Origin of the sequence: Pseudomonas promysalinigenes (assembly GCF_014269025.2) — a bacterium.
GTDB classification, from domain to species: Bacteria; Pseudomonadota; Gammaproteobacteria; order Pseudomonadales; family Pseudomonadaceae; genus Aquipseudomonas; species Aquipseudomonas promysalinigenes.
The window spans coordinates 1599342-1620986 of the sequence record NZ_CP077094.1 but is presented as its reverse complement, the minus strand read 5'-3'; the positions used below and the strand labels follow the sequence as shown (position 1 = coordinate 1620986).

Annotated in this window: 19 protein-coding genes; 8 read left to right on the top strand and 11 right to left on the bottom strand. The window is 59.5% G+C overall.

The window, feature by feature from the left end; genetic code table 11:
• Positions 1-41: 41 nt before the first annotated feature.
• The 4 genes from HU725_RS07495 to HU725_RS07480 form a co-directional block, all read right to left on the bottom strand.
• Entirely contained in the window at positions 42-350 is a 309-nt protein-coding gene (locus tag HU725_RS07495) for a transcriptional regulator (protein ID WP_186476718.1), read from the bottom strand.
• A 71-nt stretch (positions 351-421) separates the two neighbouring features.
• On the bottom strand, positions 422-853 hold the full coding sequence (locus HU725_RS07490; RefSeq protein WP_186476717.1) for a D-Ala-D-Ala carboxypeptidase family metallohydrolase: 432 nt from the start codon (positions 851-853) through the stop codon (positions 422-424).
• Positions 854-956: 103 nt separating this feature from the next.
• Positions 957-1196, bottom strand: coding sequence for a glutaredoxin family protein (locus HU725_RS07485; protein WP_060477668.1), 240 nt, complete (start codon positions 1194-1196; stop codon positions 957-959).
• 73 nt (positions 1197-1269) lie between these two features.
• Positions 1270-2478: an ammonium transporter gene (locus HU725_RS07480; protein WP_186476716.1), complete on the bottom strand. Its 1209-nt coding sequence runs from the start codon at positions 2476-2478 to the stop codon at positions 1270-1272.
• Between the two features lie 321 nt (positions 2479-2799).
• Here HU725_RS07480 and HU725_RS07475 point away from each other — a divergent pair, with 321 nt between their 5' ends.
• From HU725_RS07475 to HU725_RS07450, 6 genes are all read left to right on the top strand, one after another.
• Complete coding sequence (locus HU725_RS07475) at positions 2800-3114, top strand: ElaB/YgaM/YqjD family protein (RefSeq protein WP_060477670.1); 315 nt, start codon at positions 2800-2802, stop codon at positions 3112-3114.
• A 9-nt stretch (positions 3115-3123) separates the two neighbouring features.
• Positions 3124-3498, top strand: coding sequence for a phage holin family protein (locus HU725_RS07470; protein WP_060477671.1), 375 nt, complete (start codon positions 3124-3126; stop codon positions 3496-3498).
• Complete coding sequence (locus HU725_RS07465; protein WP_186476715.1) at positions 3495-3824, top strand: hypothetical protein; 330 nt, start codon at positions 3495-3497, stop codon at positions 3822-3824. The genes HU725_RS07470 and HU725_RS07465 overlap by 4 nt, the downstream gene beginning before the upstream one ends.
• A 105-nt stretch (positions 3825-3929) precedes the next feature.
• Positions 3930-5261 carry a deoxyguanosinetriphosphate triphosphohydrolase gene (locus tag HU725_RS07460; RefSeq protein ID WP_186476714.1) on the top strand — a complete coding sequence of 444 codons (1332 nt, stop codon included), beginning with the start codon at positions 3930-3932 and terminating at the stop codon, positions 5259-5261.
• Between the two features lie 278 nt (positions 5262-5539).
• Positions 5540-6160: a response regulator transcription factor gene (locus HU725_RS07455; protein ID WP_060477674.1), complete on the top strand. Its 621-nt coding sequence runs from the start codon at positions 5540-5542 to the stop codon at positions 6158-6160.
• A gap of 7 nt (positions 6161-6167) precedes the next feature.
• Positions 6168-9821, top strand: a complete 3654-nt coding sequence (locus HU725_RS07450; protein ID WP_186476900.1) for a transporter substrate-binding domain-containing protein — start codon at positions 6168-6170, stop codon at positions 9819-9821.
• Here HU725_RS07450 and HU725_RS07445 read toward each other — a convergent pair.
• Positions 9805-10149: a YggL family protein gene (locus HU725_RS07445; protein ID WP_186476713.1), complete on the bottom strand. Its 345-nt coding sequence runs from the start codon at positions 10147-10149 to the stop codon at positions 9805-9807. The two genes, HU725_RS07450 and HU725_RS07445, sit on opposite strands and share 17 nt — an antisense overlap.
• A 187-nt stretch (positions 10150-10336) precedes the next feature.
• Between HU725_RS07445 and dacB the strand changes: the two genes are divergently transcribed.
• Positions 10337-11800: a D-alanyl-D-alanine carboxypeptidase/D-alanyl-D-alanine endopeptidase gene (gene dacB, locus HU725_RS07440; protein WP_186476712.1), complete on the top strand. Its 1464-nt coding sequence runs from the start codon at positions 10337-10339 to the stop codon at positions 11798-11800.
• A gap of 130 nt (positions 11801-11930) precedes the next feature.
• Here dacB and HU725_RS07435 read toward each other — a convergent pair whose 3' ends face one another.
• Positions 11931-14324, bottom strand: coding sequence for a sensor domain-containing diguanylate cyclase (locus tag HU725_RS07435; protein ID WP_186476711.1), 2394 nt, complete (start codon positions 14322-14324; stop codon positions 11931-11933).
• A 93-nt stretch (positions 14325-14417) separates the two neighbouring features.
• Entirely contained in the window at positions 14418-16610 is a 2193-nt protein-coding gene (gene rlmKL / locus HU725_RS07430) for a bifunctional 23S rRNA (guanine(2069)-N(7))-methyltransferase RlmK/23S rRNA (guanine(2445)-N(2))-methyltransferase RlmL (protein WP_186476710.1), read from the bottom strand.
• A 565-nt stretch (positions 16611-17175) separates the two neighbouring features.
• On the opposite strand from rlmKL, the gene rmf reads away from it, so the two are divergent.
• Positions 17176-17391, top strand: a complete 216-nt coding sequence (gene rmf / locus HU725_RS07425) for a ribosome modulation factor (RefSeq protein WP_079227119.1) — start codon at positions 17176-17178, stop codon at positions 17389-17391.
• An 89-nt stretch (positions 17392-17480) separates the two neighbouring features.
• Here the strand turns inward: rmf and HU725_RS07420 are convergent, their stop codons facing one another.
• From HU725_RS07420 to HU725_RS07405, 4 genes are all read right to left on the bottom strand, one after another.
• The gene (locus HU725_RS07420; RefSeq protein ID WP_060477724.1) at positions 17481-18506 is read right to left on the bottom strand and encodes a quinone-dependent dihydroorotate dehydrogenase; all 1026 of its coding nucleotides are present in this window, start codon (positions 18504-18506) and stop codon (positions 17481-17483) included.
• 483 nt (positions 18507-18989) lie between these two features.
• Positions 18990-20030 carry an OmpA family protein gene (locus tag HU725_RS07415; RefSeq protein ID WP_060477725.1) on the bottom strand — a complete coding sequence of 347 codons (1041 nt, stop codon included), beginning with the start codon at positions 20028-20030 and terminating at the stop codon, positions 18990-18992.
• Between the two features lie 109 nt (positions 20031-20139).
• Positions 20140-20706 (bottom strand): RNA polymerase sigma factor SigX, encoded by a 567-nt coding sequence (sigX, locus tag HU725_RS07410; protein ID WP_060477726.1) that lies wholly within the window; start codon positions 20704-20706, stop codon positions 20140-20142.
• A gap of 113 nt (positions 20707-20819) precedes the next feature.
• Positions 20820-21644 carry a mechanosensitive ion channel family protein gene (locus tag HU725_RS07405; protein ID WP_060477727.1) on the bottom strand — a complete coding sequence of 275 codons (825 nt, stop codon included), beginning with the start codon at positions 21642-21644 and terminating at the stop codon, positions 20820-20822.
• Position 21645 lies beyond the last annotated feature (1 nt).

Below are 21645 nucleotides of genomic sequence, written 5' to 3'. Positions count from 1 at the left end.
TCAAGCGTCAAAGCTGGCCATTATCCCCCAAGGTCGGGGCCTCAACCAGTCACAACTGCCGCTTCGCTGTGCGCCTTCAACCAGCGCAGTACCTGTACGGCTTCCCAACGGCCAGGGTCATAGAGTGCGTAGACCAAGCCTTGATACCCCACGACATCCAAGCCTCGGTGGTATCCAGCCCGCTGGAACAGCGCCTCGATTTCGGCGAAGCAGGTATTGAAATGCACCTTGCCGAATGGCGTGCGGTCACCTGTGACCAAGCCTTCGAGGCGCAATTCCAGCATGGCGTCATACACCCGCTCCACTGGCATGCGGTTAACGCTGTACTTGAGTTGCTCGACGTTGAGCATGAGATCGCCTTAATACTGTATTTATATACAGCATACGGAGGGTGAGGCAGCGCCGTCAATCGACCTAGGATCTAATGCAGGCCCTGCAGGTAACCGGTTCCTTTGCGGATGGTCAGCACTTGGCGACGAGGCGCGGCCTGACTGACAGACAGATGCACCCAACTATCGAACTCCAGGATCAGTTGGTCGAATGCCACGCCACTTTCGCTCACCCGGCGTACCACCTCGCGATTGTCGACATCGAAGACGGTGAAGTCGGCAGCCAGGCCAGTGATGTGCTGACTGTTGCGCACCCCGCCCACCCGCCCATTGACCTCCGGGCTTCGATAGCCACTACTGATGATGACAGGGCGGCCGAACAGCGCTCGCACTTGCTCGAGGGCTTGGCAAAGAAGGCGCAGATTACTCATCGCCTCGGGCGTGGGGGTGTTGTCCAGCCCCCCTCTTGCGGCAGTTTGCGAAACGGTCATTTCCCTGAGTGTGAAGTGCGGTGTGATGAACATGGCGAGCCTCTTTTGACAATGCACCGAACCGATACGCGTCATCGGTGGGTCATCATTGCCTGCACCGCCCCCCCCCTCCAGCCGGTGAGGTTTCCCTCGGCTGTTATGAGGTCAGAAACGCTACCACCTGCTCAGCATCGAAAGGCCAATGCAGTTCGGCAGCAGTATCAGCGCGGCGCAGCACTGGAATGATCAGCCCATACCGCTCGAACAGCGCTTGGTCATCGGCGATGTCAACCAGTTCGATAAGCAGGCCGTGGTCGACGAATGGCATGAGCACGGCTTCGGCCACTTCACACAAGTGGCACCCAACGGTGCCGAAGAGTTGGCATTCAGGCAGCATGGGGCAAGGCTCGATTCAGCAATTGGACAACCCTATTTTAGGTCTCTCTTGCCCACGGCGCACCTGAAGCTGTTCAATCCTGGCTGGTGGCGCCTATCCGGTGCAGTGACAGGTCAGCACCCTGAAATTCCTGCTCATGGCTTAAACGCAGGCCATGCAGTCGCCGTATCAACCCATACACGGCAAAACCACCGACCACCGCCACCCCTACTCCTGCCAGGCTACCCAGCAACTGGCTGATCAAGCTTACCCCGCCCATGCCGCCCAGCGCCTCCTGCCCGAACACGCCACAGGCGATGCCACCCCATAGGCCACACAAGCCATGCAGCGGCCAGACACCGAGGACATCATCGATCTTCCAGCGGTTCTGCGCAGCGGTAAAACTCCATACGAACAGCACACCCGCGACCAGGCCGGTGGCCAGCGCACCAATAGGGTGCATCAGATCAGAACCGGCACAGACCGCCACCAGGCCCGCCAGTGGGCCGTTGTGCAGAAAACCTGGGTCGTTACGCCCAGCCAGCAAGGCCGCAAGAGTGCCGCCCACCATGGCCATCAGCGAATTGATGGCCACCAGGCCGCTGACCCCTTGCAGGGTCTGAGCGCTCATCACGTTAAAGCCAAACCAGCCAATGATCAGGATCCACGACCCCAGCGCCAGAAAAGGGATGCTCGAAGGTGCGAAGGCCACCAGCCGGCCATCGCGATAACGTCCACGCCGCGCGCCCAACAGCAGCACCGCTGCCAGCGCCAGCCAGCCACCCATGGCATGCACCACTACAGAGCCTGCAAAGTCATGGAACGGCGCCCCAAAGCGCGCCTGCAACCACGCCTGCACACCAAGATTGCCATTCCACACCACCCCTTCGAAGAAGGGATAGATGAACGCTACGATCAGCGCAGTGGCGCACAACTGGGGCGCAAACCGTGCACGTTCGGCGATGCCACCGGAAATGATCGCAGGAATCGCCGCAGCGAAGGTCAGCAGAAAGAAGCATTTAACCAACGCGTAGCCATGGTCCACAGCCAGTTCAGAAGCAGGCTGCAAGAAACTCACGCCATAAGCGACCCAGTAACCGATGAAAAAGTACACCAATGCAGAAACGGCAAAATCGCTGAGGATCTTGGACAGTGCATTGACTTGGTTCTTGTGCCGCACCGTGCCGACTTCCAGGAATGCGAAGCCGGCATGCATGGCGAGCACCAGGATGGCGCCCATGAGGATGAACAAGGTATTCGAGCTATGGACCAGGGAGCCCATTGCGCTGTGCATGTTTTCCATGAAAAGGCAGACCTGCTGAAATTGAGCACCAGGACAGTTCAAGACCTTGCATCCCTGCACCGATTCGGTGCCAGCTTTCGCCCGGTTGTGGCGATACGAGCGCAGCCTGCGTGGTTTTTTCTTGGGTTTGTCGTGGATTGGGTTAAGGTTTATCGGTGCCTGTCAGGGTCGACGCCCTGCTTCGGCGCATCGATCCAGATGACGCCCTGCGTTGTGGCAATTTCCGTTAGCAAGTGCCATACCAGTACAGCGACTGAACCTTCCAAGCGCCGCGTCACTCGAACTACCTACATACTTTCAATACCTACCAGGGAGAGCCCCATGGCCAGCAAATCGGCAAAGACTGCACAAGAGATATTGATGGCTGACTTCCAGACCTTGGTCCGTGACACGGAGAAACTGCTGGCAGACACCGCCAATCTGGCGGGCGATCAGGCTGAAGAGCTGCGCAGTCAGCTTCATGAGCGCCTTTCCCAGGCACGTGAAACCCTGCAACTGACGCAAGAAACGGTGCGTGAGCGCGGCCAGGAAGCCCTTGGTAGCGCCGAGCAGTACGTGCAGGAAAACCCATGGCAGGCCATCGGTATCGCTGCCGGCGTCGGATTGTTGATCGGCCTGCTCGCCAACCGGCGCTGAGGAGCTTCCATGGAGAACGACAGCATTGCCACCGGCGCCTCAGGCAAACGCCTGGGTGCTGCGGTACTGGGGCTTTTGCACAGCCACATCGAACTATTGGGAATCGAACTGCAGGAGCAAAAAGGCCGTACCCTGAGGCTGCTGTTGTTCGCGGGACTTGCGCTGGTCTTCGCCCTGCTGCTGCTCACGGCATTGTCTGGCCTGTTGCTGGTCCTTCTGTGGGACAGCTATCGCTTGGCGGGTATCATCGGTCTATGCGTTTTTTATGGCTTGGCAGCTGTGTTCTGCGGCCTGCGCCTCAAAGCCGCTGTGTTTGACGAGTCATCGCCCTTCAATGCCACCCTCGAAGAACTGGCCAAGGATAGGGAGCGTCTGTTGCCATGAGCCTGCCTGAACTTCCCCATACGCGTAACCCACGCGAACTGCGCAAAGCGCTTCTGCGCCTGCGCCTTGAAATGCATCGCCAGGAAATTCGTCAGGAGTCCGGCCAACTGCTGCAACCCTTGGTGCGCCTGCGCGGCATTGGCAGCTCGCTGCATGACGGTTTGGGCATCAAACATGCACCGCTTTGGGGAATAGGCGCAGTGGTCGCGCTAGGCTTTCTGACCGGCAAAGGCGTGCGCAGCGGCAACCTCAGCCGCCTGGTACGCTTGGGTACAAGCCTGGTTCCTCTGGTGCGCCTGTTCCTGCAAGGCAATCGCCGCCACTGAGCATGGCCTGCGGCCCTAATCCCACAGGGGCGGTTTTAATCTGCCCCTTGCACCCCTGCCCGCCGCACCTGAAGCTATACCCTTCGATCGACAGGAGAGAGCGCCTTGGACTGGCACACCCTGCTCACCCGCGAACGGCTCGGCAAAGCGCTGTACAGCGCCGATGAGCTTGGCCGCAGCCCCTTTCACAAAGACCATGACCGGATCATCTTCTCGGGCGCCTTCCGCCGCCTGGGGCGCAAGACGCAAGTCCATCCGGTATCGAGCAATGATCATATCCACACACGCCTGACGCATTCCCTGGAGGTGAGCTGTGTGGGCCGTTCGCTTGGCATGCGCGTGGGCGAGACCCTGCGCTCAAGCCTGCCCGACTGGTGCGATCCGAGCGACCTGGGGATGATCGTGCAGTCGGCTTGCCTGGCCCACGACATTGGCAACCCGCCGTTCGGCCACTCCGGTGAAGATGCCATTCGCCACTGGTTCCAACAGGCGGCAGGCAGGGGCTGGCTGGACGACATGAGCGATGATGAGCGCGCTGACTTTCTCAACTTCGAGGGTAACGCCCAGGGTTTTCGCGTACTGACTCAACTTGAGTACCACCAGTTCGACGGCGGCACGCGGCTTACCTACGCGACCCTGGGCACCTACCTGAAGTACCCGTGGACCGCTCGCCACGCAGATGCACTTGGCTATAAGAAACACAAATTCGGCTGCTACCAGAGCGAGCTGCCGCTGCTCGAACAGATCGCCCGCAAGCTTGGCCTGCCGTTGCTCGAGGACCAGCGTTGGGCCCGCCATCCGCTGGTCTACCTCATGGAAGCGGCTGATGACATCTGTTATGCGCTGATCGACCTGGAAGACGGCCTGGAGATGGAGCTGCTGCACTACGCCGAAGTCGAGGCGCTGTTGCTGGACCTTGTCGGCGACGACCTGCCGGAAACCTATCGCCAGCTTGGGCCTGCCGACTCACGTCGACGCAAGCTTGCGATCTTGCGGGGCAAGGCAATCGAACATCTAACCAATGCGGCCGCCGCGGCTTTCGTCGAGCAGCAGCAAACACTGCTGAGCGGGCGCCTGACTGGCGATCTGGTCGAGCACATGCACGGCCCAGCCAAGCGCTGCGTGCTGCAGGCAAAGGCGATGGCGCGAAACAAGATTTTCCAGGACAAGCGCAAGACGTTGCATGAGATTGGCGCCTACACCACCCTAGAAATACTCCTCAACACGTTCTGCGCTGCGGCCCTAGAGCAACACGGCGGGCGTACCCCCTCATTCAAGAGCCGCCGCGTGCTTGACCTAATCGGTAACAACGCCCCCAGCCCCAATGATTCGTTGCACAAGGCGTTCCTGCGCATGATCGACTTCATCGCCGGCATGACTGACAGCTATGCCAGCGAAATGGCGCGGGAAATGACCGGCCGTTCGAGCCCGACCTGAACAAGCCCCTGCGCCCGGTTGAATAGCCGGGCCAAGGCCTAACTATCAGAAACTTCCTACACGCGGCATCCATTACTAAACACATGCTACACGGGCTGCTGAAAAGTTACCGAATCATCCTTGGTAGCGAAGTAATTCCTTACACTTCGTAGCTCAATGTGTACTTAGTTGTAAGCCATTTCCCATATCTAACGAATCTCTATACTGCACCCCCCTGCTGACGTCCAACTGGGGTAAGGTGCCACCTGCCTCCGTCATACGCAGCAGGGAGTTTTGATATGAACACTGTATTCATTGTCGATGACCATCCCGTCATCCGTCTTGCAGTTCGCATGCTGCTGGAAAACCAGAATTACAAAGTCGTGGGCGAATCCGACAATGGTGTGGATGCCATGCAACTGATTCGCGAAACCCAGCCGGAGTTGGTGATTCTCGACATCAGTATCCCTAGGTTGGACGGCCTGGAGGTGCTTTCACGCTTTCAGGCGATGGCCATGCCTTTGAAGGTGCTGATACTTACCGCACAGGCCCCGGCACTGTTCGCCGTACGTTGTATGCACTCTGGTGCAGCTGGTTATGTATGCAAGCAAGAAGACCTTAGTGAGCTACTCAGCGCAATCAAGGCCGTCATTGCCGGATACAATTATTTTCCCAGTCAGGCCATTCATCACAGCCATGAAACAGCAGACTCAGACCTAAGACTTTTCCGACTCGTTAACGATCGAGAACTCATGGTGTTACAACTTTTTGCACAAGGTCGTAGCAATCAAGAGATTGCAAAAGGCATGTTTCTAAGCAACAAAACAGTCAGCACCTATAAAAAGCGCCTCATGCAGAAGCTGCAGGCCGATTCTTTGGTCGAGCTGATCGAAATGGCAAAACGCAACGCGCTGGTCTGAGGTCTTGATTGTGCGAATCATTACCTGCCTAGGTCTTTTCCTGGTGCTGGCCTGCAACCTGGCTCAGGCTTCAACCCCTGACGCCGAGCCCTATACACTGTTGGCGCGATCTTCGAGCAACCCAATCAGCCCGCGCCTGACCGAACAACAGCGGCAGTGGCTGGAGGGCCGATCGGTACTGGTTCTGGGCATATCGGCGCCTGACTATCCTCCTTTCGACATCACCGGGGGTGGGCAAGTCTATCAAGGCCTTACCGCCGAATACGCCAACCTGATCGGCAAAGCATTGAACTTGCCGGTCCAGGTCATGCGCTACGCCACCCGCAGCGCAGCAATCGAGGCGCTCAAGCAAGGCAAAATCGATTTACTGGCCAGTGCCAACGGCTATGAAGCGGCAATCGAGGGCCTGACCCTTTCCCATCCCTATGCAATCGACCAACCGGTCTTGGTCACGCGGGAAGATGAAGGGCTTCCCCTGAACTCAGGCCTTGCTGGGTTGCGACTGGGCATGCTGTACCACTACTTGCCCAAGGACAGAGTCCGCGCTGAGTATGCCCAGGCCCAGGTGCTGGCATTCGACTCAACCACACAAGCCCTGAATGCCGTGGCGTTCGGCCAGGCGGACGTATTTATCGGCGATACCATCTCGACACATTACCAACTCAACCGCGGGCACTTGCCGCGTTTGCGCATGGCAAGTTTTGGCCAGCACGAAAGCATCGGTTTCAGTTTTGCCCTGCGCACGCAGGACGTTCAGCTCAAGGCACTGGTCAATGCAGCGCTCGACCGGCAGCCCAGCGCCGTACGCGCAAGCATCTTCAAACGATGGAGCGCAGGCGGTGATCTGCTGCTGAGTGACCGCAAGCTCCAGTTGACGCCTGAAGAAGAGCAATGGCTGGTGAGCCACCCGGTCATGCGGGTCGCCATCGACGAAACTGCAGCACCACTTTCCTACTTCGATGCCAATGGCCATTTTCGTGGAATCACCGCCGACCTGCTGGACTTGATTCGTCTGCGTACCGGCCTGCGCTTCGAGGTACAACGGGCCAACGGCATCGCTGATATGCTCGCGCAGCTGCGCGACGGGCGCGTGAACATGATCGCCGCGCTGGCTAACGATGGAAGCACCGACAAACATCTGCACCTGAGCCGCGCCTACCTGGAAAGCCCCCATGTGCTGGTGACCCGCGCCCGTGACGAACAATACGCTTCACTGGAACAACTGAGCGGTCAGCGCGTTGCGATGTCCCGCTACAGTAACCTGGACGATCTGCTGGCAAGCCGCTTTCCACAGATTGGCCGAATCGAAACGCAAAGCCCCTACTACTCCGTGGCCCTGCTCAACAGTGGCGCAGTCGATGCCATGATCACGCCGTTGATCAATGCCAACCACGCGTTGGCCGGCAACCCCAACCTGGTCATTCGCAACACGGTGGGCAACGAACCGGCTGTCTTCGCCATGGCCACCCGCGAACATGACATGCCGCTTGCCAGCATCCTCGACAAAGCGCTGCTGAGTATTTCGCCGGAAGAATTGGGCGCCATCAACAATCGGTGGCGCGGCTATGATGTGCATGAAGATGCCCGTTGGCCTGCCTTGCGGCGTCAGATTCTTCAGGTGCTGCTGGGCACCGGTGTGCTGCTGTTGCTGGCTCTGATCTGGAACGCGCGTCTGCGCGGGCAGATCAAACAACGCCAGCGCGCCGAACGGGCGCTGAGCGATCAACTGGAATTCATGGGCGCCTTGCTCAACGGAACCCCTCACCCGATGTACGTGCGCGATCGCGAGGGCCGGTTGAAAAGCTGTAATGCCAGCTACCTGGAGGCCGTCCAGTCCCGTCAGCAAGACGTGATCGGCAAGCGCCTGGATGAGAGCCAATTTACCGCTGCCGAGAACACTCGCCAGATCCAGGCTGACTACCAGCAGGTGATGGCCGCCGGCGTGCCGCTGATCATCGACCGGCCACTGCGCTTTCACGAGCGGGAGATGACGATCTATCACTGGATCCTGCCCTACCGCGACTCTTTGGGTGAAGTGCAGGGGATTATCGGCGGCTGGATCGATATCAGTGAGCGTCGCAAGCTGGTGCAGGAACTGCGCGACGCCAAACGCCTGGCCGACGATGCCAACCGCGCCAAAAGCACCTTCCTGGCCACCATCAGCCACGAGATACGTACTCCGATGAACGCGGTCATCGGTATGCTCGAACTGGCGCTCAGGCGAGCGCTGCAAGGGCAGGTCGACCCAGCCTCACTGGAGGTGGCGCACCACTCAGCCAGGGATCTGCTGGGCCTGATTGGCGATATCCTCGACATCGTGAGGATCGAATCCGGTCACTTGTCGCTCAGCCCGGAAGCAGTGGATCCCGCAGCGCTGGTGGAGTCGGTAGGCCGGGTGTTCGATGGCCAGGCCCGCCAGAAAGGCCTGGCACTCCAGGTATGGATCAACCCCAACGCCCGCTGCCATGCTTTGCTCGACCCGCTGCGCTTCAAGCAGATACTTTCCAACCTGGTCAGCAATGCCATCAAGTTCACCGAGCAAGGGCAGATCCACGTCACGCTCAGTTTGCGCGACCAAGGCCCTGACGCGCCGCCGACCCTGGAGCTCGAAGTGCGTGACAGCGGCATCGGCATTGAGGAAGGTGATTTGCAGCACTTGTTCAACCCATTCGTGCAAGCCAACCCACACAGCCAGGGCGCCCGTGCGGGCACTGGGCTGGGTTTGGCGATCTGCCGTAGCCTAAGCGAGATGATGGGTGGCAATTTAAGTATCAACAGCACTCCCGGGACAGGTACTCAGGTGCGCCTGATGATGCCCTTGGAGCCTGTCGAAGCGCCGGTGCCTGTGGTATCGGAGGTGGAAGAGGTCGAGGTCCCCGCTGCCGACCTGAAGGTCTTGGTCATCGATGACCACCCAGCCAACCTGATGCTGATGGCGCAACAACTGAGCTACCTGGGGCTTAGCCATACCAGTGCAAGCGATGGCCGCCAAGGCCTGCAGAAATGGCGCACGATGCCGTTCGACGTGCTGGTACTAGACTGCAACATGCCTCACATGAATGGTTACCAAGTGGCTACCGCGGTTCGCTGCGAAGAGCGCAAGCTAGGTCGCCCGCGCTGCATCATTCTGGGTTACACCGCCAACGCTCAGCCGGAAGTCCGACAGAAATGCCTGAGTGCAGGCATGGACGACTGCCTGCTCAAGCCTATCAGCCTGCGTACCCTGAGCCAGTGCCTGGCCAAAATCACGCCCCGTCCAAGCCCGGCAGTAGCGCCACCTTTCAACCTCGCAGGCCTGACTGGCATCGTAGGCGACAGTGCCCAAAGCCGCAGCCTGTTTCTCACCGCCGTGCATAAAAGCCTGAAAGACGATCTGAAATTGCTCATGGCCCTGGACCCTGTCGAACAGGCAGAAGGTATCCGCGAGCAGGCGCACAAGATCCTGAGCGCGGCGCGGCTTTTGGAAGCAAAGGCCATGATGGAGGCCTGCGCGGCCCTGGAAAAGCAAGATGGCCCTGCGCCATGCATCAAATTACAACGGCAGGTACTGGCACGGCATATGCGCCGAGTAGAGAAAGCGCTGGCCAGAGAACTGGCCAGCGCTTTATCGAGCGAACCCCCGGGCGGGGCCGCTCAAGCAGGCATCAGGAAGCCGGGTTGATCGGCTTTTCTGGATACCAGGCATCCAGCAGCGGGCTGACTTCAATATTGGTCAGCTCGCTGCGGCCTTTGAGCCAGGCTTCTACGGCAGCACGCTGCTCTTCGCTGACCGAGCCGCGCTTGGCCGAGCAAACCAGGCCAAAATCATCGCCACCGACATAGTCCAGGCCGTTGGCATCCATGGCTTCAGTCAGAAATGCGTCGAGGAAGGCATCGATGGCTTCGTCGGACAGGTCTTCCTTGAAACCCAGGTTCAGTTCGAAACCCAGCTCCTGGAATTCATCCACGCACAGCTTCTTGCGTAGACGACGGGAACGGTTGGTAGCCATGAAACAATCCTCTTAAGTAATTACGCGCGGCACTTTAACAGTTTCCGCGCTACAAAGGCGCTTTTCCGTCGAACGTGGCACATCAACGCTGCGCTTGGGGCATAATGCGCTCTATATTTCATCCTGGGGCGATCATCTCTTACAGCCCCTGTGTCTTTTTCCCTCGTCTGCAGGGTGTTTACTTCTTATGATCAAACAGCTCCGCCCTCTCGTTCTTGCCAGCCTGCTGCTGCCCCTCGCGCTAACCAGCCAGGCTGCCGCCGTCAATACCAACCTGCCGCCTAAGGTTCAGCAGGCGCTCAAGGCCAACAAGTTACAGGACAGCGCCCTCTCGCTGGTGATGCTGCCGTTGAATGGCCCGGGCACTGCGACCGTGTTCAATGCCGATGTATCGGTGAACCCGGCCTCGACCATGAAGCTGGTCACCACTTACGCCGCCCTTGAATTACTCGGCCCGACCTTTCAATGGAAAACCGAGTTCTACACCGATGGCACCCTTAGCAATGGGGTGCTTAACGGCAACCTGTACCTCAAGGGCGGCGGCGACCCCAAACTGAACATGGAAAAGCTCTGGCTGCTGATGCGTGACCTGCGCGCCAATGGCGTGCGCACCGTCACCGGCGACTTGGTACTGGACCGCAGCCATTTCGTGCAACCCAACCTGCCCCAGTTCGATGATGACGGCGGCGACGTCAACAAGCCGTTTCTAGTCAAGCCCGATTCACTGATGATCAACCTCAAGGCTCTGCGCTTCGTCGCTCGCAACGATGGAGGCAAAGTTACCGTTGCCGTGGAACCACCGATCGCAAGCATTCGCATCGACAACCAGGTCAAGGCCGTGGCAGGCAAGCAATGCAGCGGCGACGTACGCTACAACCCTGTGCAGCAGGCTGACGGCGTCAGTGTGACCGTCACAGGTCAGCTGGCCGATGGCTGCAACTCGCAGACCTATTTGTCCTTGCTGGACCACCCGACCTACGCTGCCGGGGCCGTGCGGGCAATCTGGAACGAGCTTGGTGGCAGCATCCAGGGCCGCGATCGCGTGGAAAACGTGCCCAAGAGCGCACGCCTGCTGGCACGTGCTTTCTCACCGGACCTGGTGGAAGTGATCCGCGACATCAACAAATACAGCAACAACACCATGGCCAGGCAGCTGTTCCTCAGCCTGGGCGCGCAGTTCCGCACCGACGCCGATGGCGACGACGCACGGGCCGCGCAGCGTGTGATACGCCAGTGGCTGGCGAAAAAAGGTATCACCGCTCCACATCTGGTGATGGAGAACGGCTCAGGCCTGTCCCGCGCCGAGCGGGTCAGCACCCGCGAGATGGCCGCGCTACTGCAAGCGGCATGGAACAGCCCCTATTCGGCCGAGTTCATCAGCTCGATGCCGCTGGTAGGCATGGATGGCACCATGCGCAAGCGCCTCAAGCGCACTGCCATGGCAGGTGAGGGCCATATCAAGACCGGTACCCTGAACACCGTGCGAGCCATCGCCGGCTTCAGCCGCGACAGCAACGGTAAGACCTGGGCAGTAGCAGCGATCCTCAACGACCCGAAACCCTGGGGCGCCTCGCAGGTGCTCGACCAGGTTCTGCTGGACCTGTATCGCCAACCGAAATTGAACAACAACACCACTGCAGCAGCGCCTTGATACGCCTGCTTGGGCCGGGCTCTTCGCGGCCAAACCCGTTCCGGCACTAACAGCAGCGCATTACAGCGCAGTTGTTCACGTGAAGGGGCGGGTTTACCCGCGAAACTACCGGTGCAAGCACATGCGTCTGTCAGGTCAGCTCGGGTTCAACTCTGTCCCGGCCAGCCTGCTTGGCCGCATACACCCCAGCGTCGGCACGCAACAGCAAGGCATCAGCGCCCTCTCCTTCGCGCCAGCCAGCAACACCGAAGCTCGCGGTGACCTTGCCCACTCCTTCAATGGGCACGCTACGCACCGCTTGCCACAGCTCCATGGCCAGCACCCGCGCCTGTTCTGCATTGCTGCCCGGGCACAGCACCATGAACTCCTCGCCCCCCAAGCGGCAGAACACATCGGTACGGCGTAACCGCTGAGCAATGCGCTGGCACAAACGTCGCAGCACCAAGTCACCCACGGCATGGCCATGGTGATCATTGATCCGCTTGAAATGATCGATGTCGAGCATGATGACGGCTAAGTCCAGCCCGCCACGCTGGGCGCGTTCAAGTTCGGCCCTCAAGCGCTCCTGGAAATAACGGCGGTTATGTATCCCAGTCAATGCGTCGGTAATCGACAACGCGCGCAACTCTTCCTCGACCCCTTTGAGATCAGAAATATCGGTCTGGTAGCCATGCCACAGCGTGCAACCATCTTCACCAGGCTCTGGGGTCGCCTCGCCACGCACCCAGCGCAGCCCAGCGCGCGGCAGGCACACCCGGTACTCTTCGCGCCACGCGCACAGGTGTTCGGCAGAGTAACGCACCGAGCGGCGCACACGCTCCAGATCGTCAGGATGAATGCGCTCGAATACCGCCGTAGCATCCTTGCGCAGCAGCTGCAGGTCGATTTCGTAGATATCGAACAGCCCTTGGCTCGCATAGGGGAAGCAGGAGTGCCCGTCGGCATCCAGCCGATACTGATAGATCCCCCCCGGTACTTGCGCGCTGAGTTTCTCCAGTAGACGATCACGCATGGCCAACGCTTCCAGCACACGTCGTCGCTCGGTGACGTCGATGCAGATGGCCAGGTAGCCTACCCAGAGCCCCTGCTCATCGAGCACGGCGGTGACCAGCATGTTGGCTTGTAAATGGCTGCCATCCTTACGCACCAAGGTCCACTCGACCGGCTCACCGCTGCTGTCGTGGATGGTTTCGGCAAACATCGCCTGCCCACCGGTGATTTGGCGCCCGTAACGGGTGCTCAATGCTTGGGCCCGCTGGTTCAGCTCCTCAGGCAACACCAGATCCTCAAGTTGCAGATGACCGATGGCTTGATTGGCCGAATAACCAAGCATGCGCTCGGCACCTGTGTTGAAGGTGCTGATAACGCCCTTGAGGCTGGTGGCGATGATCGCTACCTGCGTTGCCGCATCCAGCACGCTGCGCAGCCGGTTGTGGGTTTCGCGCAACGACTGCTCGCTGATCTGCAACTGCGCCGTGCGCTGTTCGACCAGCGCCAAGGCGCGCTGGCGTTGACTGAACAGACTGTAAAGAAGCGTGCTCAGCAACAGGCTCAACAAACCACCCAGTAACGTAACGGCAAAAGCTGCCGAAGACTGGTTGGCCTTCTGAAAGGCCTGGCTAGGGCGAATATCCAGCTGGAAAGCGTGATCGGCCAGGTGCAGCAACTGAGTGCTGACCATGCTAAGTGCCGCCACCGGGTTCTGCGAGTCGAACAGCACTTCATGACCCCCGCGCCCAGTCGGGTCGGTGATGCGCACTACCAGGTTGTCATCGGCGGCGGCCGGAAGGCCCTCAGTGAGCAATTGGCGCATGTTCATCAGCGCCACGACATAGCCTTGCGGGGGGCCATCGGGCTGAGCATCGGCAAACACCGGAGCCACGATCATCACCCCACGGCTGAACTGCGGCGCAACACTAAGCATGTCCAGCGGTGCAGAGACCGCCATACTGCCTGGGTGCAGCGCCCGCGCCAAGGTTTGTTCACGTGCCGGCTGGCTGCGCAGGTCGAGCCCGTAAGGTTGCCCTTGCAAGGCATCGGCCTGGGTGTAGAGCACCGGGTAGTAATGATCCCGCGCAGGTGCCGACTGCCAATTACCCGAGGCATCAAGCTGGCGTATCTGGTAATCGTGGCCAAGCCAGTCACTGGCCTGGCGCTCGAACTCACGTCGTTGCGACGCCTCTACTCGCGGTGCCCAGGAATAAGCCTGGGTTCGTTGCAGCAAGGCTCGGGCATAGCCCTCGAACTCGCTTGGCGTAATATCCCTGGAGTAGGTGAAAAAACGCCGCAACCCGTCCAGGCGCTGCTCCTGATCGTCGAAGCGCTCAGCAATCCGGCTTTGACGTTCAGTGGCCAGCAGCTCGAAGCGCTGACGCAGCTGTTGCTTGTAAAGTGCCTGGGCAGCCAAGGCCAGGCCCGCCGTCAGCAGAGCACCGGCCACCAACGCCACCAACGCCACCGCCCAGCCAGCCAATGCCTCGCTGCACAGGCCCAACACCTTCGCACGTACGCCCCACTTCGACATAGATCAATCTCATCACGTCAGCGTCCTGCGAAATCTCGGCCCTCAGCTGAGTTATAGCTATTGGCCACTAAGCGCGCAACGCGCCTTTTCGACTTAGCGCAATTGCAGGCGCCAGGCGCGGTGAATGCGGTTGTTGCGCGCGAAGTCCGGGTCCAGCGTCTGAGCGCTGATTTCCTCGACCACATAGCGCGTGCTCAAGTGCTCATCAAGCTGGAACTTGCGGAAGTTGTTGGAGAAATATAGGACCCCCCCAGGCGCCAGACGAGCCATTGCCAGATCAAGCAGTTGCACATGGTCGCGCTGAACGTCGAACACACCTTCCATGCGCTTGGAGTTCGAGAAAGTTGGCGGGTCGATGAAGATCAGATCGTAGCTGTCGCGGTTGGCTTCAAGCCAGGCCATTACATCGCCCTGCTCCAGCCGGTTACGCTCGGAAAAGCCGTTCAGCGACAAATTACGCCGCGCCCAGTCCAGGTAGGTTTTCGACAGGTCGACACTGGTGGTACTGCGCGCACCGCCCTTGGCTGCATGCACGGTGGCCGTGGCCGTGTAACAGAACAGGTTGAGGAAACGCTTGCCGTCGGCCTCACGCTGGATACGCATGCGCATGGGGCGGTGATCGAGGAAAAGCCCGGTATCGAGGTAGTCAGTGAGGTTGACCAGCAGTTTCACACCACCTTCATTGACCTCCTGGAAACGCCCTTCAGTGGCCTGACGCTCGTACTGACGGGTGCCGCTCTGGCGCTCACGGCGCTTGAGCACCACACGTTGAGGATCAATGCCAAGGGCCTGGGGGATTGCAGCCAGGGCATCGAGCAAGCGTCCCTGTGCCTTGTCCGGGTCGATCGAGCGAGGCGCTGCGTATTCCTGCACATGCACCCAGTCGTGATACAGGTCGACCGCCAGGGCGTATTCAGGCATATCGGCATCGTAAAGACGGTAGCAGTCGACCTGCTCCCGACGCGCCCACTTACCGAGCTGCTTGAGGTTTTTCTGCAATCGGTTGGCGAACATCTGCGCGCCTTCAGATAGGCGTGCCGGCACGCTGGCGACTGCCGCAGGGCGGCGGTCCTGGCCATGTTCGGGCTGAGCTTCGCGGCGTTCACCAGTGACGAACTGGTCAGGCTGCACCTTGAACAGCAACAGCTTGCACGGCAAGGCGCCGTTCCAGAAGGCATATTGTTTGTGGCTGCGGATACCCATGCGCTTGCCCAGTTCGGGTGCGCCGGTGAACACCGCTGCTTCCCAACCCATGCAAGCCTGGCGCAGGCGTTCACCGAGGTTCTGATAAAGGTACAACAGGCTGGCTTCGTCACCCAGGCGCTCACCATACGGTGGGTTGCTGATGACCAGGCCTTTCTGGTTCTGGTCCGGGCGCGGCTCGAAGGTGCTGACTTCACCTTGGTAAATCTTGACCCAATCGCCAAGGCCTGCGCGCTCGACGTTATTACGCCCCGGCTGGATCAGCCGCGGGTCAGCCTCATAGCCGCGAATCCACAGCGGTGGCTTGGCAAGGCCGGCCTGCGCTCGGGCCTGCGCTTGTTCGTGCACTTTACGCCAGGTCGCCGGCACATGGCCGAGCCAGGCGCTGAAACCCCAGCGCTCACGCTTGAGGTTGGGCGCAATATCGGCAGCGATCATCGCAGCCTCCACCAGGAAGGTACCTACACCGCACATTGGGTCGGCCAAGGCGCCGCCTTGGGCAGCGATACGTGGCCAGCCAGCGCGAATCAGCACGGCAGCCGCGAGGTTTTCCTTCAGCGGCGCGGCGCCTTGCTGCAGGCGATACCCACGCTGGTGCAGGCTGTGCCCAGACAGATCGAGAGAGAGAATGGCCTCGCCTCGGTCGAGGCGCAGATGAACACGTACATCCGGGTCGAGCTTCTCAATCGATGGGCGCAGGCCCTCACGGTTGCGCAACTTGTCGACGATGGCGTCCTTGACCTTCAGCGCCCCGAAATGGGTATTGTCGATACCTGAGCCGTGGCCACTGAACTCCACGGCCAGCGTGCCGTCGGCAGCCAGGTGGTCGGCCCAGTCGACAGCGTGCACGCCATCGTAAAGGTCATCGGCATTCTTCATCGTGAAGCGTTTGAGCACCAGCAACACTCGGTTGGCCAAGCGCGACCATAGGCACAGGCGGTAGGCAGTTTCCATGTCGGCCTCGCCACGGATGGCCGAGGTGTGCTCGCGTACATCATCGAGGCCAAGGCCGCGGGCCTCTTCGGCAAGCAGGCCTTCGAGGCCTTTGGGGCAGGTGAGATAGAGTTCGAAACGATCCGACATGAGTTTTCCAGCGCCTTGGGCTATGTAAGTGGCAAGGCGACGCATCGCCTTGCCGATGTTTGCCCGAATACCCTTTGAGCAGGCATCCGAGTGGCCATACCTTGCTGCTTAATTGCAGCCGGGTGGCCAGGCCGCCTGTTTTGATGCGCCGCTCGCCAGGTAGCAAGAACAGCTTAGATCATCAGGCAGTACAGATAATTTCCACGAACTACGGAGCCAGCGTGACCCTTCGTCGCATTACCAGATATTTCTTCGCCCCCGTCGCAACGCTGGCGAAATGACGTCAAGGTTCCGCAAAACCCCGATGTGTGCGGGCCAAACCGCAAATAGGGTTGAGTCGCATTTATTTACTTATCCCTTCACCCTAGGAAAGGTTACGTCCTTATGACAAATCGATCATTCACACCGTGACGTGCATTCGTTAGAACTGGTCTCAGGCCGCTTCGCAACGAGGCGGCACATTCAGCTCGCCACGCCGGCAGCGAGCGCAAACCGGCAGAAAGACTCTGCCCGGCCTCGGAGAGGCCGACGGGACATTACAGTCAACAAGTGAGGGCAACACCCTATGAGAAGACTTAAGCGTGATCCGTTGGAAAGAGCATATTCACGTGGCTACCAATATGGGGTCACCGGCAAATCCCGCGAACTTTGCCCGTTTACACTTCCTTCGGTACGTCAAGCCTGGATCAATGGCTGGCGCGAAGGTCGCGGCGATAACTGGGACGGCATGACTGGCACCGCTGGCATCCATAGACTCAACGAAAATCACGCCGTTGGCTGAACGAGGACACTGAATTCGAGTCACCATGCGCGCCCCATCCGGGCGGCGGGCTTCGGCCCAGGGGCCCCTTGATGGGGCCCTTTTTTGCCTCAGGCCTTGGGCATCGCCGCGATCGCATCTACCGCTTCGCGTATCAGCTGCGGCCCCCTGTAAATGAAGCCCGAGTAGATTTGCACCAGGCTCGCGCCTGCTGCGATTTTCTCGGCTGCATGACGGCCTTCGGTAATACCGCCAGCGGCGATGATCGGCAGCTTGCCACCGAGCTCACCAGCCAGCACTTTCACGATGTGCGTGCTCTTGTGCAGTACCGGAGCACCAGACAGCCCACCGGCCTCAGCACCGAACTCTAAGCCTTCGACCCCTTCGCGGCTCAACGTGGTGTTTGTGGCGATTACCGCGTCCATGCCCGAGGCCATCAGCGCCGAGGCCACCAATGCAGTTTCCTCATCGCTCATGTCCGGGGCAATCTTGATTGCCAGAGGTACCCGCTTGCCATGTTGTGCAGCCAACTGCTCACGTCGTTCGGCCAAGGCATCGAGCAGTTGCTTGAGCGAATCGCCGAACTGCAGACTACGCAGGCCCGGGGTATTTGGCGAGCTGACATTCACGGTGATGTAGCTGGCTTGGGTGTAAACCTTGTCCAGACAGATCAGGTAGTCGTCGACTGCGCGCTCGACTGGAGTATCGAAGTTCTTGCCGATGTTGATACCCAGTACGCCGGTGTAACGCGATGCACGCACGCGCTCGAGCAGGTGGTCGACACCCAGGTTGTTGAAGCCCATGCGATTGATGATCGCGGTCGCCTGCGGCAGGCGGAACAGCCGCGGCTTGGGATTACCTGGCTGCGGGCGCGGAGTTACGGTGCCGATTTCGACGAAACCAAAGCCCAACTGGGCAAAACCGTCGATGGCCGCGCCATTCTTGTCCAGGCCTGCTGCCAGCCCCACCGGGTTGGCGAAGTTCAACCCCATCACGGTCACCGGCAACGCAGCCGGCTGCTTGCAGAGCATGCCATTGAGCCCAAGCCGGCCACCGGCGCCGATCAGGTCCAGGGACAAGTCATGGGAGGTTTCCGGGGAAAGCTTGAACAGCAGCTGGCGGGCCAGGTTATACATGGGTGAGAAAGGCTCGGGGTGAGTGAGGCAGCGATTATAGCCAGCACTGGCCTTGCATGACAGGGGCTTGGCACATGGGGTGCGACTTCACTTGCCTACTGCTTAGTCAGAACGGACAGGTGAATGCTTGAGTACACCGCCTCTGGCCTGGGTACAGGGCAGCGATGCGCCGGAAAAAACAGCCCCAACGTCGGCTCCATGGCGCTGTGCGATTGTGCTTCGGCGGTGGTCGCCGCTATTAAGAGCCGCTGAACGAGCGTGGTGAAGGCCAGCATTGGCTTGGTCGCTCATACCAGTTGCTTGAGGATGAGCCACTCAGAGCCTGACGAACCTTGGCCATGTTATCGCTGCTGCTTAATCTGGTGCTGCTCTGCGCGCTGCTAAGGGATAAGCGCGAAAGGCAGGCCACGGCGCCAGCCACACGAATTACAGGCAAAGAAAAACCCGGCCTCGGCCGGGTTTTTCGTTGAAGCATCAAACCAATTACTTGGCCTGGGCTTCTACCTGAGCTTCAACGCGACGGTTGATAGCGCGGCCTTCTTCGGTGGCGTTATCAGCAACCGGACGGGTTTCGCCGTAGCCTACCGATTGAACGCGGCTCGACTCAACGCCGTACTGCTGGGTCAGCACTTGCTTGACAGCGTTGGCACGACGCTCGGACAGCTTCTGGTTGTAAGCGTCTGGACCTACGGAGTCAGTGTGACCCTCAACCACGGTGGTGGTTTGTGGGTACTGCTTCATGAAGTCAGCCAGGTTCTTGATGTCGCCGTAGCTGTTTGGCTTGACGACCGACTTGTCGAAGTCGAACTTGACGTCCAGCTCAACGCGAACGACTTCGGCAACAGCCGGGCAGCCATCAGCGTCAACGGTAACGTTGGCTGGGGTGTCTGGGCACTTGTCGACGTTGTCGCAAACGCCGTCGTTGTCCGAGTCGGAGCAAACTTCAGCAACTGGAGCTGGTGCTGGAGCTGGAGCTTTGCCACCGCTGCCACCGAAGTTCAGACCAACACCAACCGACGGACCCCACTCGGTGTAGCCGCTGTCGATGTTGTAGTTGGCTTCAACGCCAGCACGGGCGAAGAACATGTCGGTGATGTACCACTTGGCGCCAGCGCCAACGTTGGCGAAGGTGGAGTGGTCACGGCCGTTACGAGTGGCTTGGCCCAGGCTCTCGTGAGCGAAGCCAGCCGATACGTATGGACGCAGAGCGTCGCCAACGGTACCGAAGTGGTAGGTAGCGTCCAGCTTGGCCTTCGAACCTTTGATGTTCTTGTTGAAGACTTCGCCACGGGCGTTGTGAGTTTCGTTGTAGCCCAGGTCCAGGGATACGTCGTCAGTCAGGAAGTAACCCAGACGAACACCAGGGTTGGTGCCGTCGTTCTTGAAGTTACGCTCGCTGTCGTAGTACTGCTTGGTCACGTTGCCTTCGATTTCGACCGCGCCTTGGCCTTGAGCCATAACGCCGAACGAAGTAGCAGCGACGAGCGAGCCAATGGCCAAGCCCAAGGTGTTTTTCAGTTTCATCCGTTAAATCCCCATCTGGTGATAGTTAAGCAGTCCCACCAATCCGGGGGGACAACTCGACGGCAAGTCTAGCAGAACTCACCGATTCGTTAGAGATATTTGCTGCGGACTAAGTTTCATCCAATCCGGCAAATTTCTCACGAAGCTTGTCTAGGGCGCGCTTGTAGCGCATTTTCGTTGCGCTCAAGCCCATGTGCATGATGTCGGCGATCTCCTGGAACTCCAGCTCTGCGACAAAACGCAGCACCAGGATTTCCCGATCGATCGGGTTCACATGCACCAGCCACCTGTCCAGCCCGCCTTTTTCTTCCGGTTTCGGAGCCTTTTCCTCGGACGCCTCTTCTATAGGGTCCAGGCTCAAGGCATCCATCAACCGGCGTTTTCGACGCTCCTTGCGGTACTGGGTAATGCATTCGTTGTAGGTAATGCTGTAGAGCCAGGTCTTGAACTTGGACTTACCCTCGAAGTTCTTCAGGCCATACAGCACCTTCAGCATCACCTCCTGACAGACATCATCAGCATCGCGGTCGTTCCCTAGGTAACGCGCACAGACGTTGAAAAGGGTCCGCTGGTAGCGCCGCATGAGCTCCTCATAGGCGCGGGTAACGTGATACAGCTCCTCATGCGAACGCGCCACCAACTCCTCGTCGGTGAGTTCGCGGGGGTCATAACGCATGGGCGGCGAATGAACTTTATTCAAAACAGGTCTGGCCGACAGTCAGGTCAATGTCGCCGCTCAGCCCCCTTGGGCTGATTTCGCGGCGGCATACATTAACAGCTTTTGTGCGGTTAGCGGCTGTTGACTCGCTGCTCAAGGAGCACGCGATTGGACAGCGATACCAACTCACCCTCATCGGTCAGCAGGGTCGTCTTGACCGTGCCGATCTCCTCGATCATGCCTTCGACCTCTCCAACGCGCACTTGCTGGCCGACCTGGAACAGTTCACGCACATAAATGCCCGCCAAAATTTGCCCGGCGATTTCGCGGCTGCCGAGGCCCATGGCCAGCGCAACGGCCAGACCAACGGTAATCAGCCCGATGACGATCACATGGTTGAGCAGGTCGGTCTTGACCTCGAGCTGGCTGATCGCCACCGAGATGCTGATGATGATCACCAGGCCCTGGGTGATGCGCCCAAGGCCGGCGGAGTATTCCAAGCCGATACCCTCGGCAGCGCCACGCACTAAGCCATTGGCCACCTGCGCCAACAGCACGCCGGCCAGCAGCACCAACGCTGCGCCAAATACCTTGGGCAGGTATAAAGCAAGCATGTCCAGAGTGGCCGAAACCCGCTCAAGGCCGAGGGATTCAGCGGCCGAAACCAGGAAGATCAGAAGCACGAACCAGTAGACGATCTTGCCGATCAGCGTCGAGATCGGTACCTGGATGCCAACCCGGCCAAGCATCTTGGTCAACCCGGTGCCCGCCATCAGGCGGTCCAGGCCGAACTTGGCCAGCAGTTTGGAAAGCAGCGTGTCGAGCAGCTTGGCCACGACAAAACCGAGCAGCACCACGACCAGCGCGCCGAACAGGTTGGGGATGAAGTTCGCTACCTTGGTCCATAGGGCGGTCATCGCAGTGACCAGGCTCTGGGTCCAGAGATCGAGTTCCATA